The sequence below is a fragment of the Mycobacterium sp. 134 genome, assembly GCF_048282715.1.
Lineage (GTDB): Bacteria > Actinomycetota > Actinomycetes > Mycobacteriales > Mycobacteriaceae > Mycobacterium > Mycobacterium septicum.
On the sequence record NZ_JBLVUN010000006.1, the window covers coordinates 30,375 to 45,577 of the forward strand.

A 15,203-nucleotide genomic window follows, 5' to 3' on the forward strand; every position below is an offset into this window, starting at 1 on the left:
CTCCCGGGATCCACAGGTTCTGATCATTGCTCCTCGCGAAATGGGGTGCGTGCCTAATACGAAAGTAAGGTGGGTCAGGCTGCCTCCTGGTTACTTAAGGTGACGTTGTAGCCGAGTTCTTGGAGGCGGCGGATGGCGTTGTTCTTGGTGCGGGTGGGGTCCTTTTTGGTAAAGAAGTCGGATCCTGGGTCGTGGTAGCACTCGCCGTCCGCGAGCATGTGCCAGACGGCGGTGAGGATGGAGTGTTGGGTGGCGACGATGGCTTTCATCTTGCCGCGGCGCACAATGAGTCTCTTATAGCGTGCCCCGAGGTAGCTGTTCTTGGGGTTTCTGGAAATCGACAAGGCCGCGACGCCCAGAGCGCCCTTGAGATAGCGGTTCCCAGGTCGGGTCCTGGTGGACTTTGCCCGGCCGGCAGACTCGTTGGATCCTGGGCTTAGGCCCGCCCAGGATGCGAGTCGGCCCGGGCTCTGGAAGGAGCTCATGTCTGCCCCGGTTTCGGCGATGATGACATCGGCCACGAGGGTGGAGACCCCGGGAATGGTAGCTAGAAATTCCCGTGCCGTTTGAAAGGGTTCCATCGCCTCGTTGATGCGGGTGGTGAGTTCCTCGACGCACCGAGTGATGGAATCGATGCGTTCCAGATGCATGTTGCAAAGATAAGCATGGTGCACCTCGAAGCGTCCGGTCAGCGCCTCTACGAGCTCGGGAACCCGCACGCGCATGCGCCCCCGAGCCAGGTCAGCCAACACCTGCGGATCCCGCTCACCCTTGATAAGTGCCTTGAGCATGGCCCGGGAGGAGACACCCATCAGGTCCGAAACATGGTCCGAGAGCTTAAGGCCGGTAGACTCCAGAAATTTCTCCAGTCGTTGGACTTCCCGGGTCCGGTCCTGGGTGGCGATGGTTCGTGCCCGGGTCAAATCCCGAAGTACGCGGATCGGTTGAGGCGGGACAAAACAAGGGCGCAGCAGCCCGTGCGCACCGAGCTGAGCTAACCAGGAAGCGTCGGACACGTCAGTTTTTCGCCCGGGAATGTTGCGGGCCGCCTTCGCATTGACGAGCATCACTGGCAGGAGGTCCTCCATCAGGTAGTAGAACGGCTTCCAGTAATCACTGGTTGCCTCCATGACCACCGTGGTGACCTTCGCGGCGACCAGCATGTCCCGCAGGGCGAGGATCTGATTGGTGGTGGAACCCCAGGTGGTGACCTCGGTGGAAAAAGTCCCGGCACGCTTGCCCGGGGACCGGATGGCGACCTTCGCGTCACCCTTGGAAATATCAATGCCCGCGGCACGTTCATGAACCAAGTCCACGGGACACCTCCTAACCTGCTTGTTTCAATGGGTGGTGATGCCTGCCATGTAGAGGGTGGAATTAAATCAGGACTCTAATACTCGTGCTCACAGCAACAATCCACGGTTCCCGTGGAACCCTCCGCACCACGCTCATTTACGGGCCAAACAACAGCACCAAGGAACGACCGGCGTCGGACACGGCAGACACCACCATCATCCCGCTGAGCCATCCGATTCACCAGAGGCAAGGTGCGTCAAGAGGGACTTTCGACACCCACGGCGCGCAGCGGCGCTGGCACGCTCATTTGGGAAATGCTCGCGAAATCTCTGGTGCATGGTCGGGTGCTTTGGTGTGCTGGAGGGATGTATGGGTTGACGTTGTCTGCGCGCAGGGAAATCACTAAGAAGGAAGCCGGCGCGTATGTGGCGGCGTCGAAGAAGGCCAAGGGCGAGATCCTGGACCGGTTGGTGGCGGAGGTGGGCTGGTCGAGGGCGAATGCCCGGCGGCAGCTGGGCAGGGCCTTCAAGCGGCGGGGCCCGGCCCGTATGGAGGTGCGCAAGCCGAGACCGCCGACGTATGGCTATGACACGGTGAAGGTGCTCCAGCAGGTCTGGGTCGTGGCTGGGCAGCCCTGCGGGAAGTACCTGGCCGCGGTCATGGGCACCACACTGGCCAACATGGACGCCCATATCCGCGCTGGCGCTTTCGGGAGGGTGCGGGCCCGTTACAGCCCCGCAGTGCATGACCAGTTGCTGGCGATGAGCGCGGCAACGATCGACCGGCTGCTGGCACCGTTCAAGCTCTCGATGTATCCGGACGGGAAGTCCACGACCAGGTCGCGGCGGAACCAGTACACCGAGTCGATCCCGATCATGTCCCGCATCCCGGATATTGACTGGCAGCCTGGCCTGGTTGCCATCGATACGGTCGCGCATTGCGGCAACAATGCCAAAGGCCAGTACGCATTCACACTGACCGCCACGGACGTGTACACCGGCTGGACCAGCAACCGGGCGATCAAGAACAAAGCCGCCAAATGGGTGGTCAAGGCGATGGATGAAATCCTGGACGAATTCCCATACCCCATCGACCACATCCATAGCGACAACGGCTCTGAATTCCTCAACGATCCGGTCACTACCTGGTGCAATGCCCATAACATCCGCATGACCCGGTCCCGGCCCCACCACTCCAACGACAACCCGTTCGTGGAGCAGAAAAACGAGGCCGTCGTCCGCCGCTCGGCGTTCAACTACCGCTACGACACCGATGCTGAATTGGGGCTCCTGAACGAGCTCTGGCCGCTGGTGAACCTGCGCAAAAACCTGTTCCTGCCCACCAAGAAAGTCACCGGATATCACCTGAGCCGCAAGGGGAAGTCAGTGCGCAGCTACGACGACCCGCGGACCCCGGCAGACCGGATCAAGGACACCGGGATCATGCTCGAACCCCAACGTCACTACCTGGACGAGCTCTACGCCAGTCTGGACCTGGCCGGCCTGACGAACCGGATCAACGAGATCCAGCAGCGACTCATCCGGCTGGCCGCCGCCAAGACCTACTCCCAAGCACCCCACGCAGCATGAGACTTTCGCGAGCACAATAGATGAGGCACGCAGGAATCATTTGGCGAGCATCTTGACATGAGGCACCACGGCCCCAGTCGGCCGAGTGGCCGAGGCCCCGCCGGACCGCGTCCGTTGGCCGGGATTCAGTGACCGTTTTCCGCAGCATCTGAGTCCCGCGCAGCAGTTTCGCCCATATCCAGGCGGGCCAGATCGTTCATGTCGTCGGCGGTCAGGGTGAAATCGAACGCAGAGATGTTCTCTCTCAACCAGACGGGGTCCGAAGCCTGCGGGATGGGCACCAGGTCCTGCTGAATGTGCCATCGCAGCAGGACCTGGGCAGGTGACCTGTTCAGACGGTCGGCGATGGCCACCACAAGGGGGTTCGCACGCAGTCCGGATTCACGGCCGATCGGGCTCCAGGATTGGGTGAGGATTCCCAGCTCCCGGTGGACCGCACGCGGTTGTGTGCGCGCCAGAGCAGGACTTAGCTGAATCTGGTTGACGTCCGGAACGACTCCGGTCGCTTCGATGATTTTCCTCAGGTGGGCCGGCTTGAAGTTGGAGACGCCGATGGCCTTGACGGCGCCTTCCTCTAACAGGGTTACAAGGCCTTTCCATGCCTCCGCATACGCGCCAAGCGCCGGCACCGGCCAATGGCACATGAACATGTCCAGATAGTCGACCCTAAGCTTCCGCAGGCTTTCGTCGTACGCCCGACGGACGCCGTCGACGCTGTGGGACTCCTTGTTGAACTTGCTGGAAATAAAGAGTTCCGCCCGCGGGACGCCGGCGGTTCTGATGCCGCGGCCCACGGCTTCTTCGTTGCGGTATTGAACGGCCGTGTCGACCAGCCTGTAGCCGGTCTGCACGGCACAGCGGACGGCTTGCTCGCATTCGGCGTCCAGCATCGGCCATGTTCCGAGGCCGATCCGCGGCATACTGTGTCCGTTCAGCAAGGGCAGCCTTGAGGTCGCACCTGGTCTCGGAGCCGTACTCGTTTCATTTATCATCGGAGGGCCTCGTCTTTCGGATCTGTCGATAGTTTGCTAAACGGCTGAAGCCTCAGCTCTTTATGTTTGGGCCATCACGGGTGCGGTCAGCTCAAGGTAGGCGTTTGCCTCCTGCAAGCCAACGCCGCCGCCACACTTGTTGTCGATGTCGAACAGACTGGCCAGATGCGGCAGCTCGGCACGGTCGCCGTAATCCAGCAAGTGAAGCACAACGCATAACTGCTGTCCAGATGTTAATTCCGTTCAGCAGAGAACTGGCGAGATCTGCCGGTGTGGCAGTGGTAGCCGCCCGCCCAGCGCCGTCTGGCCTGTAATCCTCGCCAGTGGGGGCCATTAAACGCATCGCCATGAGATAGCTTCGGATAGGGCCAAGCCTCCCGGAGACCGCCTCCCTTTTGAAGAAGAGCGACCCGGGCCATGTCGAGGCGTTGGCCCGGGCTTTGTCCGTGCTGAAGGCCTATCAGCAGCCAGGACAGGCCATTGTCGGTCTCGGATGTTGCCGAGTTCGTCGGGATCGCCAGGACCGCGGCGGGGCGATTCATCCTCACCCTGGAATACCTGGGTTATCTGTCCTACGACGCCAGTGGCTATTCCTTGCGGCTAGCAGTGCTGGAGATCGGGGATGCCTATCTGCTGAGCCATAAGCTGCTGGCGGTGGCCCATCCGCACCTTGAGCAATGATCAGAACCTGTGGATCCCGGGCGGGCGTGCCTTCCCGGAAGATGATCTGCAAGGAATCCGAATTCTGATCAAGACCAGCGTTGGCGCGCTGGCGGGAAGGCACGCCCGTGCTCACGGTAGTAGACAACAACGACGACTCCAACGAGACCCGCAATGCGGCCGGTGCGGGCCGGTCGTTGCTCGACCAGATCGTCCGCGACGGTGCCCGGCAGATGCTGGCCGCGGCGTTGCAGGCCGAGGTCGCCGACTATGTAGCCCGGTATGCCGGTGAGGTCGACGAACACGGCCACCGACTGGTGGTCCGCAACGGATACCACGCCGAACGTGAGGTCGTGACCTCGGCGGGTGCGGTGGCGGTGAAGGCGCCCCGCGTGAACGACAAGCGGATCGACCCCGATACCGGCGAGCGCAAGCGGTTCTCCTCGGCGATCCTGCCCGCCTGGGCTCGCAAGTCCGAGCAGGTATCGGAGGTGCTGCCGCTGCTGTACCTGCACGGCCTGTCAACCAGTGACTTCGGGCCGGCGCTCGAACAGTTCCTCGGCACCGGCGCCGGACTGTCCGCATCCTCGATCACCCGGCTCACGGCCCAGTGGCAGGACGAGGCGAAGGCCTTCGGCACCAGGGACCTCTCGCAGGTCGACTACGTGTACCTGTGGGTCGACGGCATCCACCTGAAAGTCCGGCTCGAGCAGGAAAAGCTCTGCCTGTTGGTGATGCTCGGGGTGCGGGCGGACGGCCGCAAGGAACTCGTCGCCCTGGCCGACGGCTACCGAGAGTCCACCGAGTCCTGGGCGGACCTGCTGCGGGATTGCCGCCGCCGCGGGATGCGCGCGCCGGCGCTCGCGGTCGGGGACGGAGCTTTGGGATTCTGGCGGGCACTGCGGGAGGTGTTCCCCGCCACCCGCGAACAACGCTGCTGGTTCCACAAACAAGCCAACGTTCTTGCTGCACTCCCGAAATCGGCGCATCCGGGTGCGTTGGCGGCGATGAAGGAGATCATCGGGGCCGAGGACATCGACAAGGCGCAGTTGGCGATCGCAGCGTTCGAACGTGACTACAGCGCGAAGTACCCGAAAGCGGTGAAGAAAATCGTCGATGACGCCGACGTGCTGCTCGAGTACTTCCGGTATCCCGCCGAGCACTGGGTGCATCTACGCACCACGAACCCGATCGAATCGACCTTCGCGACGGTTCGGCTTCGGACCAGGGTGACCAAGGGCCCGGGATCACGGGCGGCGGGCATGGCGATGGCCTACAAGCTGATCGAAGCAGCGCAGTCGCGGTGGCGGGCGGTCAACGCACCACACCTGGTGGCGTTGGTGCGGGCCGGCGCAGTGTTCCACCAGGGCAAGCTCCTCGAACGTCCGGTCGACATCACCCCGGAACCATCGCCCGACACCCCAGTGTCCGAGGTCGCCTGACGACCCTCGATCCACAGGATTTGACTATTTCTCGGGGATCGCATTACCGTCATTCAGCGTGATCAAGGGAGATGCCATGACTGCGAGTCTGCCAGCTGACGGCGCGTACAGCCCGGGACGCAAGGAGGCGCTCGTCACCGCGATGGCGGGTGTCACCCTGCGCGCGTTGCCGCGCATCCCCGACCCGGTGAAACGCCTGCTGCTGGCGGGCCGCACGGTGACGGTGGACGGCAACACCCTCGACACCACGGTGCAGCTGATGCTCGCCGGGCAGAAGCTGGTCGGGATCGACGGTGGCACCAACAACGTGGCGGCGGCGCGGGCGCAGCTGCGCGACCTGTCCGGCGGGTTCCGGCAGGCGATCCCGGTGGCCGCGGTGAGAGATCTCACCGTGACCGGCGGGGACGGTGAGATCCCGGCCCGCCACTACGTTCCGCCCACATCCACCGCCGACACGGCCGCCCCGCTGCTGGTGTTCTTCCACGGCGGCGGCTTCGTGATCGGCGACCTCGACAGCCACGACGACCTGTGCCGGCTGATCTGCCGCGACGCCGGGGTGCACGTGCTGTCGGTCGACTACCGGCTGGCCCCCGAGCACAAGGCGCCCGCCGCCGCCGACGACGGGTTCGCCGCCTACCGCTGGGCGCGCGAGCACGCCGCCGAACTCGGTGCCGACCCGGACCGCGTCGCGGTCGGCGGGGACAGCGCCGGCGGCAACATCGCCGCCGTCGTCGCCCAGCGCGCCCGCGCCGAAGGAGTGCCGCAACCGGCGCTGCAACTGCTCATCTACCCGTGGACCAACCCCAGCGGCGAGACCCGGTCGCAGACCCTGTTCGCCTCCGGCTACTTCCTGACGAAGGCCGACATCGAGTGGTCCGCCGACAAGTACGTCACCGGTGCGTCGGTGCAGATCACCGATCCGGTCGTGTCACCGCTGCTGGCCGACGACCTGTCCGGGCTCGCGCCTGCACTGGTGCTGACCGGCGGCTTCGACCCACTGCGCGACGAGGGCGTGGCCTACGCCGAGGCACTGCGCGCCGCCGGGGTGGCCGTCGACCTGCGGCAGGCCGGTGCGCTGATCCACGGCTTCGCCAACATGTTCCCGATCGGGGGCGGTTGCGCGGCCGCGGTCGCCGACATGATCAGCGCGCTGCGCACCCGTCTGCGCACCCGTCTGCGCACCCGTCTGCGCGGCGTCTGACGGGCCGCGAAAACGCCGCCGGTACGCTTGTCCCCGTGGCCTCGAAACCGAAGAAGACCCCGAAGTACGACCTGAAGGCGGCCGACAAGAAACGCAATCTGGCCGTACAGATCGGGTTGACCGCGATCGTCGTGATCTTCGCCGTCGCGCTGGTGCTCTACATCGTCATGACCAAGGAGGACAAGCCCGGCGAGGGTGAGGCCAAGCCGATCCGGGTGGCGTCCAGCGACGTCATCACCGGTGACGACGGCGAGCCCAAGGCCGTGCTGTCGCTCTACGAGGACTTCCTGTGCCCGGCGTGCGGCAACTTCGAGAAGGCCTTCGGCCCGACGATCAACCGGCTGATCGACAGCGGCGCCGTGGCGGCCGACTACTACATGGTCTCGATCCTGGACCGGGCCGGCCAGGGGTACTCGACCCGCGCCGCGAACGCCGCCTACTGCGTGGCCGAAGCCGACACCGAGGCGTTCCGCCGCTTCCACGCCGCGCTGTACGCCCAGCAGCCGCCCGAGGGCGTCGGCCCGTTCCCGGACGAGGCCCGGCTGACCGAGGTGGCGCGCCAGGCCGGCGTCGTCGGCGACGTCCCGAACTGCATCGAGAAGGGCCGCTACGACGACATGGTCAAGGGCATGGCCAAGGCGACCGAGGTCAAGGCCACCCCGACCATCCGCATCAACGGCAAGGACTACAAGCCGACGACCCCCGACGCGCTGATCGACGAGATCAGGAGCATCGTCGGTGACCTGCCCGTGCTCGACGCCGGTGCGCCGCCGCCGAATCCGGATCCGACGACCCCGGCGCCCGCTCCCGCTCCCGCTCCATGAGCGTGAGCGCGCCAGGGGAGGTGTCCCCGGCCGAGCCGGACAGCCCCGAGCACGGTGGGGTGCACGTCGGGAGGCTGAGCGCGCTGTGGGTCCTGATCGCCGGCGTGGTGGGCCTCTCGTCGGCGCTGGCGCTGACCATCGAGAAGGTCGAGCTGCTCAAGAACCCGGCCTACGTGCCGACGTGCAGCCTCAACCCGGTGCTGTCCTGCGGTTCGGTGATGGTCACCCCGCAGGCCGCCGTGTTCGGTTTCCCGAACTCGCTGATCGGCATCGTGTCGTTCACCGTCGTGCTGGTGACCGGGGTGCTCGCGGTGGCCCGGGTTCAGCTGCCCCGCTGGTACTGGGCCGGGCTGGCGGTCGGCACGCTGCTGGGCACGGTGTTCGTGCACTGGCTGATCTACCAGAGCGTGTTCACCATCGGCGCGCTGTGCCTGTACTGCATGGTGGTGTGGTCGATGACCATCCCGCTGCTGGTCGTGGTGACGACGATCGCGGTGCAGCCGCAGCGCGGCAACGCCGTGCTGCGCGGGCTGCACACCTGGCGCTGGTCGATCGTGGCGCTGTGGTTCACCGCGGTGATCCTGTTGTGCCTGGTGCGGTTCTGGAGTTACTGGTCCACTCTGCTCTGAGGATCTAGGTGTAACTCCCAGACAGGTTGTGAACGGCGTGGTGAGCGGAAGTAGGTGAGGACCTCCGGTATCGGTGTGGTTACCAAATACGCACATCCGATTACCGAGAGGTCCTCATGGTCCACGCTAATGCTTCGTTGACTCCTCGTGGGCGGTTGCGGCTTGCGCAGGCGGTTGTTGATCAGGGCTGGAGTTTGCGGCGCGCGGCTGAGCGGTTCCAATGTTCGGTGGCCACAGCCAAGAAATGGGCCGACCGTTATCGCGACGGTGGCGAAGCAGCGATGGTAGACCGGCCCAGCCGGCCGCATCGCAGTCCGTTGCGGTTGCCGAAACGACGTGAGCGGCGCATCGTCAACCTGCGCTTCACCCGGCGCTGGGGCCCACATCGCATCGCCGCTTACCTGCACCTGCCACGCTCGACCGTTGAGGCGGTGCTGCGCCGCTACCGGATGCCATTGCTGCGGCACCTGGACCAAAACACCGGGTTACCGGTACGCCGGCCCAAACCCCGCCGCTATGAGCACCCGGCTCCCGGCGACTTGGTCCATGTCGACGTCAAGAAACTGGGCCGCATCCCCGACGGGGGCGGCCATCGCAAGCTGGGTCGCCAAGCCGGCCGGCGCAACCGCTGCGGCATGGGATACACGTTCTTGCACCACGCCGTTGATGACCACTCCCGGCTGGCCTACTCCGAGGACCTCACCGACGAACGCAAAGAAACCGCCGCGGGATTCTGGAAACGCGCCAACGCGTTCTTCGCCGACCACGGCATCACCGTCAAACGAGTGTTGACCGACAATGGATCCTGTTACCGGTCAAAGAATTTCGCTGAAGCGCTCGGCCCCGACATCACCCACAAGAGGACCCGGCCCTACCGGCCACAGACCAACGGCAAAGTCGAGCGATTCAACCGCACCCTGACCACCGAATGGGCCTATGCGCAGACCTACCGCTCTGAGGCCGAACGCGCCGGAACCTACCAGCACTGGCTGCATCACTACAATCACCACCGACCCCACACCGGCATCGGCGGAATGACACCAATCGAGCGCCTACGCGTTCACAACCTACCCGTGAAGAACAACTAGCGCTAGGAATCGAACTGCATTCCAGGCCGACACAGTGCTCACCGACCAGCGGCTCGGTGACCAGCGTCCCCTCAACAGATCGCTATCGGGTGAAAACTCGCTGATCGACTCCCATTAGGCCCGACACCGGACACGCAGGGCCACCCGGACCACCGCCGTGCAGACGCGGCGTCCGGTATCGCCTGCCAAGGAGTCTGTCGGCATGCCAACAGCACGGCGGTGACCGCATCCCGCTCGCCACCAGACGATGCGAAGGTGCGGACGTCGGGAAAGCACCGCCGCCGGTCACGGCCGGGGTGCCCCGACAGCCACGCCGCAGCGCGATACAGCACGCCCAGATCCACCGACCCACCATTACGTGACGTGTCGGCGTCCACGCCGCCATCGACGTTCCCGATGAGATCCGCACGGCGCAGATAGCCGACGCCATGATCGGTGGGCAGGCCGTCGACATCGCGGCCGACGATCCGGGTGGGGATCGCGTGCCGAGCCAGACGGGCATTCCACCACTCCAGATCCACCTCGGCCATGTCATCGCACACACTCACCCCGACGTCCTGGCCACGACACCACGCCACACACTCCGCCGGCACCACCAGGTCCCCACCGTCGTCCACCCGTCAATGCTCACACCCACCACCGACACACCCCCGAAGACGTCTGGCACATTGGCACAACGTGCACGCCGGTCGCGGTCGCGTCCGGGAGCCCAACACCGGCCGGTCACCCGCGCCCTCGCTCCGCCACCCTCCACCGCTGCTCACAAGCCCATTCGTGTCCGTTCGAACCGGTCCACCGTGTCCTTGCCACCCCGTCCCCGGCCTGACCGTCTGCTGCCGCCCATCCCCGTCCACGCCACGGGCCTTCCCGAGCTCACCGCCGAACCACACACCTTTTGCATTCAGGTCGCGAAACCATCACATAGCGTCCCAGACGAAATAGAATGACGGTCACAACTGGGAACGGAAGGGGGCGGCGTGGACGGCACGAACACCGACGCGGACCCGGCGGCTCTGGCCGCCAGAGTCGACACCACCCGGACCTGTCCGCGGTGCGGAACGGTCTTCGACATGCCCGACCGCGGGCGGGGTCGGCGCCCGGTGTGGTGCTCGGGGGCGTGCCGCCGGCTGGCCTCCGCAGAGCGGGTCGCCGCCCGCAACGCCGGGTCGGCAGTGACGGTGGTGGAGGTGCCGCGATCCCATCGCCCCGACTCCGATGCCCGGCTGGCGATCCCGTCAATGGGCACCCTGGCGCGGTTGTTCTTGAGCTCCCCGGTGCACTGCCGCCAGCTCTTGGACACCCTGATCTACAGGTACACCCACGACACTTTGCACACCGAACTGCGCGCCGACATGGAGGACTTCGCCGTCTCGATTGCCCGCCAGCACGCCCTGGACCAGGAACCCGAATACCGGGCTGCCCGCGGTGACGTCCAGCGGCTACGCCGCCACCTTCAGGCCGACGCCGACAGGGCCGAGGAGCGCCGCCGCGAGGTGGCCACCCTGCGCGCTGAGTCGTTGGCCCAAACAACCCTCATTGCCGAGTTGCGGGCGGAATTGGCGCACCCCACCATCCCCATGCTGGAGACCAGCGACGGCGGCACCCGCGACGCCCCTTGGGGTGGTGATCCGGGCGTGCGGATGAGTCGCCAACAACGCCGCGCCGCCGCCCGCGCTGCACACAAGAACGAGTAGCGACAACGCGATCCGCGCGGCCTCGGGCATGCCCGTTACGAGATGCTCAGCGGCCCCTGATCGTGGCGATGAGACCTTTGATCGCCACGGTGACCCGCTGCCGAATGTGGCCGTGTCCGCCGACGGGCGTGGTGTCGTTCTCCGGGGTGACGCGGGGTGGGGTTGGGGCGTCGAAGAGTTCGTCGCGGGCTGTCTTGGCCCGTCGATCGCGGTGGCGTCCGGCGGCGATGTCCGCGTCGCTCATGGCGGGCATCCAGCGCACCTGGCCGCGTCGAATGACGTAGTGGGATCGGCAGTGAAAGTTCCAGTTGCCGATCGAGGGGGACAGGCTGATGGTCTCCCCGTCGAAAGTGATGGCGTAGTCAGTCGGGTCGAGTGCGGACGCGACCTTCGTTGCGCATCGGTCAAGTCCACGGACGTGGTGTACGACGTCGTCGTGTGATTCTTCGTGGTGATGGTTCAGGCGGTCAGTGCCGCGGGGGTGTCCTCCTGTTCTGTCGGGGCGTCGTTGACGGTGCGTGATTTGCTCAGCACGTCTAGGCCGAGGTAGCGGCGGGATTCGGCCCATTCGTCGTGTTGTTCGGCCAGCACGGCGCCGACCAGGCGAATGAGGGCGTCGCGGTCGGGGAAGATGCCGACGACGTCGGTGCGGCGTCGGATCTCCTTGTTGAGCCTATCGGTTAACCGGCCCTCCCACGACACGACCGTGGATGCGGCGTGAGGTTCGAGGCCGCCGGTCATGCGGGGCGCATGCTGACAGGGCCGAGAGGGGTAGGCGATGACTGTTCGGGTGCGTACCAGCAGCGAGGGCTATGCGATCGACGGCCCGTGGGAGGGGTGCGCAGCGGCGAACGCATTCCTGGTGCATCTGGTCGGACGCGGGTTCAGTGCGGCGACGGTGCGGGCGTATGCCTTCGATGTGCTCAATTTGGCTCGGTTCCTGCTCGACCGTGATCTCGCGGTGGCGGCGGTGACGCCGGTGGAGGTGTTCGAGTGGATCGACTGGCAGGACGTGCGCCGTGACCCCCGGTGCAACCCGGCGAGAAGGAATGGCGGGAGCGCGGCGGCATCGACGATTAACCGGCGGGTCGCGGCGGTGCGGGCATTGTTCGAGTACCTGGTGATGACTGGGATACGTACCGACAACCCGGTGCCCTCACCGCGGCGCGGGCAGGGACTGCGACCGGTGGCGCGGGGGCCGCTCGGGCATCTGGGCCCGGGTCGGCCTCGGGCCGGAGGCCGACTGGTGCGGCAACCGCGATTGCTGCCCGAGTCCCTCGACGCGGATGCAGTCGAGCGGTTCGTGGCGTCGTTGCGAACCCATCGGGATCGGGCGATGGTGTGGGCGATGCTATTCGGGGGCTTACGCAGCGCCGAGGTGCGATCCTTGCGGTTGGCCGACATCGACTTCGGCCGGCGACGAGTGCGGGTGCTCGGCAAAGGCTCAAAGGAACGGGTGGTGCCGGTCGATGCAGCATTCTTCACCGAACTGTCGGCCTATCTGCGCCTGGAACGCCCACCAGGGTTGGCGACCGAGGAGTGTTTCGTGGTGCTGCGCGGACCCTCCGCGGGGGCCCCGGTCAGCGAGGCCGGACTGCGGTCGCTGTTTCGGCGGCACCGAGACCACTCCGGTGCGACGAGGGTACGTCCGCATCGGCTCCGTCATACCTACGGCACTGAACTCGCCTCTGCTGGCATCGATCTGATGGTGCTGCGGGAGTTGATGGGCCACGTGTCCCCGGAAACCACCGCCGGCTACGTGCACCTGTCGGTCGAACAACTCGCCGCCGAATACGGTGCGGCTCGCGCCAGCCTCGCTGGGACACGACGATGACCAACCGGACGCTCGCATCGATCGACCTACTGGCCGACTCGGATGCGGTGCTGGACGACTATCTCGAGTACGTTTCCGGCCTAGGTCTCAGTGGCAGGTCGGTGCGTGGTCGCACCCGCAGCGCGAGCACCTTCCTGACCGAGCACCCGGATCTGCAGGACTGGATGACTCGACCGGCGGCCGAGCGGTTGGCCGAGCTGCGCCACAGCGGGGCGTGGCCATTGCTGTGTCATGTCGTTGGCCGGGGCGCGTTACGGCTCGACCTCGAACTCGCGGCCGTCAAGAACCTCACTGGCCTCGGCCGGGCCGTCGAGGACCGCGACCCGGACGGATTCGCCGCCGTGCGCACGGCCGGGCTGGCCTTGGGCTGGACACCGCAATGGATCGAGACGGTCCTGGGTGAATGCCTGGCGGTGCTGCTCGCCTGGCACGGCGGACTCGTCCACGATGTCACCAACGGCACGGTCGACAAGTTCGATGCCGCACTGGCTGCCACACAGTCGATCCCGGCATCGTCGAGGCGCGCCTACCGCAACCGGATCGCCGGGCTGCGGCAGATGCTTTTTCACGCCCGCATCGTCGACACACCACCACAGCGTCGGCGGTGGGCCCGCAGCTACGCCCAACGCTTCGCCGACGTGGCGATGACCGGCCCGATCCGGCAGACGCTGCTGCGTTACGTCACCGTCAGGGCATCGGTGCTGCGGCCGAAATCCGTCGAATCGTTGATCAACGATCTGCTGCCGTTCGCGGACTATCTCAGCACCACTCATCCCGAACTCACCTCATTCGAGAATCTGGATCGCCGTCACATCGAGGGTTTCCTGGTCTGGAATCGCACCCGCACCTGGCGTGGGCAACGCGCCGCCGCCGGCGCAGGACGCACCATCTCCAAGGCCGTGATCCAATCGACGGTGCTGAGCGTGCGCAACCTCCTCGATGACATCACCGAATGGGGTTGGGAGCAGGCACCGCCGCGTCGTCTGGTCTTCGCCGTCGATATCCCGAAACTCGATCAACCCCTGCCACGCGCCCTGCCACCTGATATCGACGCCGCGGTGATGAACGCGGTTGCCCAGCTGGAGGATACGTTTACCCGCGTCGGGTTGACGGTGCTGCGCGGGGCCGGGCTGCGAATAGGGGAACTGCTCGACCTCGAACTCGACAGCGTCATCGACTACGGACCCGCCGGCACCTGGTTGAAAGTTCCGTTGGGCAAGCTCGCCACCGAACGCATGGTTCCACTCTCGGCCAACACCATTGCCGCGTTGGACCAGTGGACCAGCAGACGTGGTGTTTGCCGCCCACTGCCGCATCCCCGTACCGGAGCGCCTACCGATTTCCTGTTCGTCGCGCACGGCCGCCGCCTCGGGCAGACGCGGTTACGCAAAGGCCTGCTCGCCGCCGTCGAGTCCTGCGGGCTGCACGGAACTGGCGGCGCACCGTTGGTGGTAACCCCGCATCAGCTACGCCACACGTGGGCCACCGAACTCGCGAACGCGGGCATGAGCCTGCAGGCTTTGATGGCACTGCTCGGACATGTCACCCCGCAGATGACGCTGCGTTACGCCACCCTGGCCTCCCCGACGCTGCGCGATGCCTACGACCAGGCCATGGGAAAGATGCGACGACAGTTCACTCTCACTCCGGTCGGCAAACCCATCGTCCCCGATGCGGTCAGCTGGCTCGGTAGTGAGATGCTCAAAACACGTGTCGCCCACGGCTACTGCGCCCGCCACCAGAGTGCCGGCGCCTGTCCCTATGCCAACATCTGCGAAACCTGCGACAACTTCGTCACCGGCCCCGAGTTCCAAGGCGCACTCAAGGCACAACGCAGCGACATCCAAACCCTCGAAGCAGATGCCCGCGCCCGTGGCTGGCTCGACGAAGCCGCCCGCCACCACCGTGTCGCCGACGCGTTGACCGACCACCTGCACCGCCTCGACCGCTGACC

The 15,203-nt window shown here is 65.7% G+C and carries 15 protein-coding genes and 2 pseudogenes; 10 read left to right on the top strand and 7 right to left on the bottom strand.

The window, feature by feature from the left end:
• Positions 1 to 74 precede the first annotated feature (74 nt).
• The gene (locus tag ACNQVK_RS03485; protein ID WP_047040730.1) at positions 75 to 1,316 is read right to left on the bottom strand and encodes an IS110 family transposase; all 1,242 of its coding nucleotides are present in this window, start codon (positions 1,314 to 1,316) and stop codon (positions 75 to 77) included.
• A gap of 231 nt (positions 1,317 to 1,547) precedes the next feature.
• Between ACNQVK_RS03485 and ACNQVK_RS03490 the strand changes: the two genes are divergently transcribed.
• Positions 1,548 to 2,885 (top strand): integrase catalytic domain-containing protein, encoded by a 1,338-nt coding sequence (locus ACNQVK_RS03490; protein WP_131721949.1) that lies wholly within the window; start codon positions 1,548 to 1,550, stop codon positions 2,883 to 2,885.
• Positions 2,886 to 3,010: 125 nt separating this feature from the next.
• On the opposite strand, the gene ACNQVK_RS03495 is transcribed toward ACNQVK_RS03490, so the two are convergent.
• Positions 3,011 to 3,877, bottom strand: a complete 867-nt coding sequence (locus ACNQVK_RS03495; RefSeq protein ID WP_047040723.1) for an aldo/keto reductase — start codon at positions 3,875 to 3,877, stop codon at positions 3,011 to 3,013.
• A gap of 60 nt (positions 3,878 to 3,937) precedes the next feature.
• Complete coding sequence (locus ACNQVK_RS03500) at positions 3,938 to 4,078, bottom strand: hypothetical protein (RefSeq protein WP_156525811.1); 141 nt, start codon at positions 4,076 to 4,078, stop codon at positions 3,938 to 3,940.
• Positions 4,079 to 4,336: 258 nt separating this feature from the next.
• Between ACNQVK_RS03500 and ACNQVK_RS03505 the strand changes: the two genes are divergently transcribed.
• From ACNQVK_RS03505 to ACNQVK_RS03530, 6 genes are all read left to right on the top strand, one after another.
• Positions 4,337 to 4,558: a helix-turn-helix domain-containing protein gene (locus ACNQVK_RS03505; protein WP_080989707.1), complete on the top strand. Its 222-nt coding sequence runs from the start codon at positions 4,337 to 4,339 to the stop codon at positions 4,556 to 4,558.
• Between the two features lie 107 nt (positions 4,559 to 4,665).
• The gene (locus ACNQVK_RS03510; RefSeq protein ID WP_019344575.1) at positions 4,666 to 5,979 is read left to right on the top strand and encodes an IS256 family transposase; all 1,314 of its coding nucleotides are present in this window, start codon (positions 4,666 to 4,668) and stop codon (positions 5,977 to 5,979) included.
• A gap of 76 nt (positions 5,980 to 6,055) precedes the next feature.
• Positions 6,056 to 7,180, top strand: a complete 1,125-nt coding sequence (locus tag ACNQVK_RS03515) for an alpha/beta hydrolase (RefSeq protein ID WP_418028589.1) — start codon at positions 6,056 to 6,058, stop codon at positions 7,178 to 7,180.
• Positions 7,181 to 7,215: 35 nt separating this feature from the next.
• On the top strand, positions 7,216 to 8,004 hold the full coding sequence (locus ACNQVK_RS03520) for a DsbA family protein (protein ID WP_047041144.1): 789 nt from the start codon (positions 7,216 to 7,218) through the stop codon (positions 8,002 to 8,004).
• On the top strand, positions 8,001 to 8,633 hold the full coding sequence (locus ACNQVK_RS03525) for a vitamin K epoxide reductase family protein (protein ID WP_003889255.1): 633 nt from the start codon (positions 8,001 to 8,003) through the stop codon (positions 8,631 to 8,633). Before ACNQVK_RS03520 ends, ACNQVK_RS03525 begins: the two co-directional genes overlap by 4 nt.
• Positions 8,634 to 8,749: 116 nt before the next feature.
• Positions 8,750 to 9,721 (top strand): IS481 family transposase, encoded by a 972-nt coding sequence (locus tag ACNQVK_RS03530; protein ID WP_047328144.1) that lies wholly within the window; start codon positions 8,750 to 8,752, stop codon positions 9,719 to 9,721.
• Between the two features lie 71 nt (positions 9,722 to 9,792).
• Here ACNQVK_RS03530 and ACNQVK_RS03535 read toward each other — a convergent pair whose 3' ends face one another.
• Positions 9,793 to 10,338 carry a hypothetical protein gene (locus ACNQVK_RS03535; RefSeq protein WP_048896585.1) on the bottom strand — a complete coding sequence of 182 codons (546 nt, stop codon included), beginning with the start codon at positions 10,336 to 10,338 and terminating at the stop codon, positions 9,793 to 9,795.
• A 360-nt stretch (positions 10,339 to 10,698) separates the two neighbouring features.
• On the opposite strand from ACNQVK_RS03535, the gene ACNQVK_RS03540 reads away from it, so the two are divergent.
• Positions 10,699 to 11,415 (top strand): hypothetical protein, encoded by a 717-nt coding sequence (locus tag ACNQVK_RS03540; RefSeq protein ID WP_052773283.1) that lies wholly within the window; start codon positions 10,699 to 10,701, stop codon positions 11,413 to 11,415.
• A 46-nt stretch (positions 11,416 to 11,461) separates the two neighbouring features.
• Here the strand turns inward: ACNQVK_RS03540 and ACNQVK_RS03545 are convergent, their stop codons facing one another.
• The 3 genes and pseudogenes from ACNQVK_RS03545 to ACNQVK_RS03555 all read right to left on the bottom strand — a co-directional run.
• A complete protein-coding gene (locus tag ACNQVK_RS03545) occupies positions 11,462 to 11,659 on the bottom strand; it encodes a hypothetical protein (RefSeq protein WP_064914460.1) in 198 nt (65 codons plus the stop codon).
• Positions 11,660 to 11,677: 18 nt separating this feature from the next.
• Positions 11,678 to 11,983: pseudogene (locus ACNQVK_RS03550) on the bottom strand (DUF6527 family protein); the annotation flags it as partial.
• Positions 11,875 to 12,111 (bottom strand): annotated as a pseudogene (locus tag ACNQVK_RS03555) (transposase); the annotation flags it as partial. The pseudogenes ACNQVK_RS03550 and ACNQVK_RS03555, both read right to left, overlap by 109 nt.
• An 82-nt stretch (positions 12,112 to 12,193) precedes the next feature.
• Here ACNQVK_RS03555 and ACNQVK_RS03560 point away from each other — a divergent pair.
• Together ACNQVK_RS03560 and ACNQVK_RS03565 are read left to right on the top strand one after the other, a co-directional pair.
• The gene (locus tag ACNQVK_RS03560) at positions 12,194 to 13,249 is read left to right on the top strand and encodes a tyrosine-type recombinase/integrase (RefSeq protein WP_024637592.1); all 1,056 of its coding nucleotides are present in this window, start codon (positions 12,194 to 12,196) and stop codon (positions 13,247 to 13,249) included.
• Positions 13,246 to 15,201: a tyrosine-type recombinase/integrase gene (locus ACNQVK_RS03565; RefSeq protein ID WP_047040994.1), complete on the top strand. Its 1,956-nt coding sequence runs from the start codon at positions 13,246 to 13,248 to the stop codon at positions 15,199 to 15,201. Before ACNQVK_RS03560 ends, ACNQVK_RS03565 begins: the two co-directional genes overlap by 4 nt.
• Positions 15,202 to 15,203 lie beyond the last annotated feature (2 nt).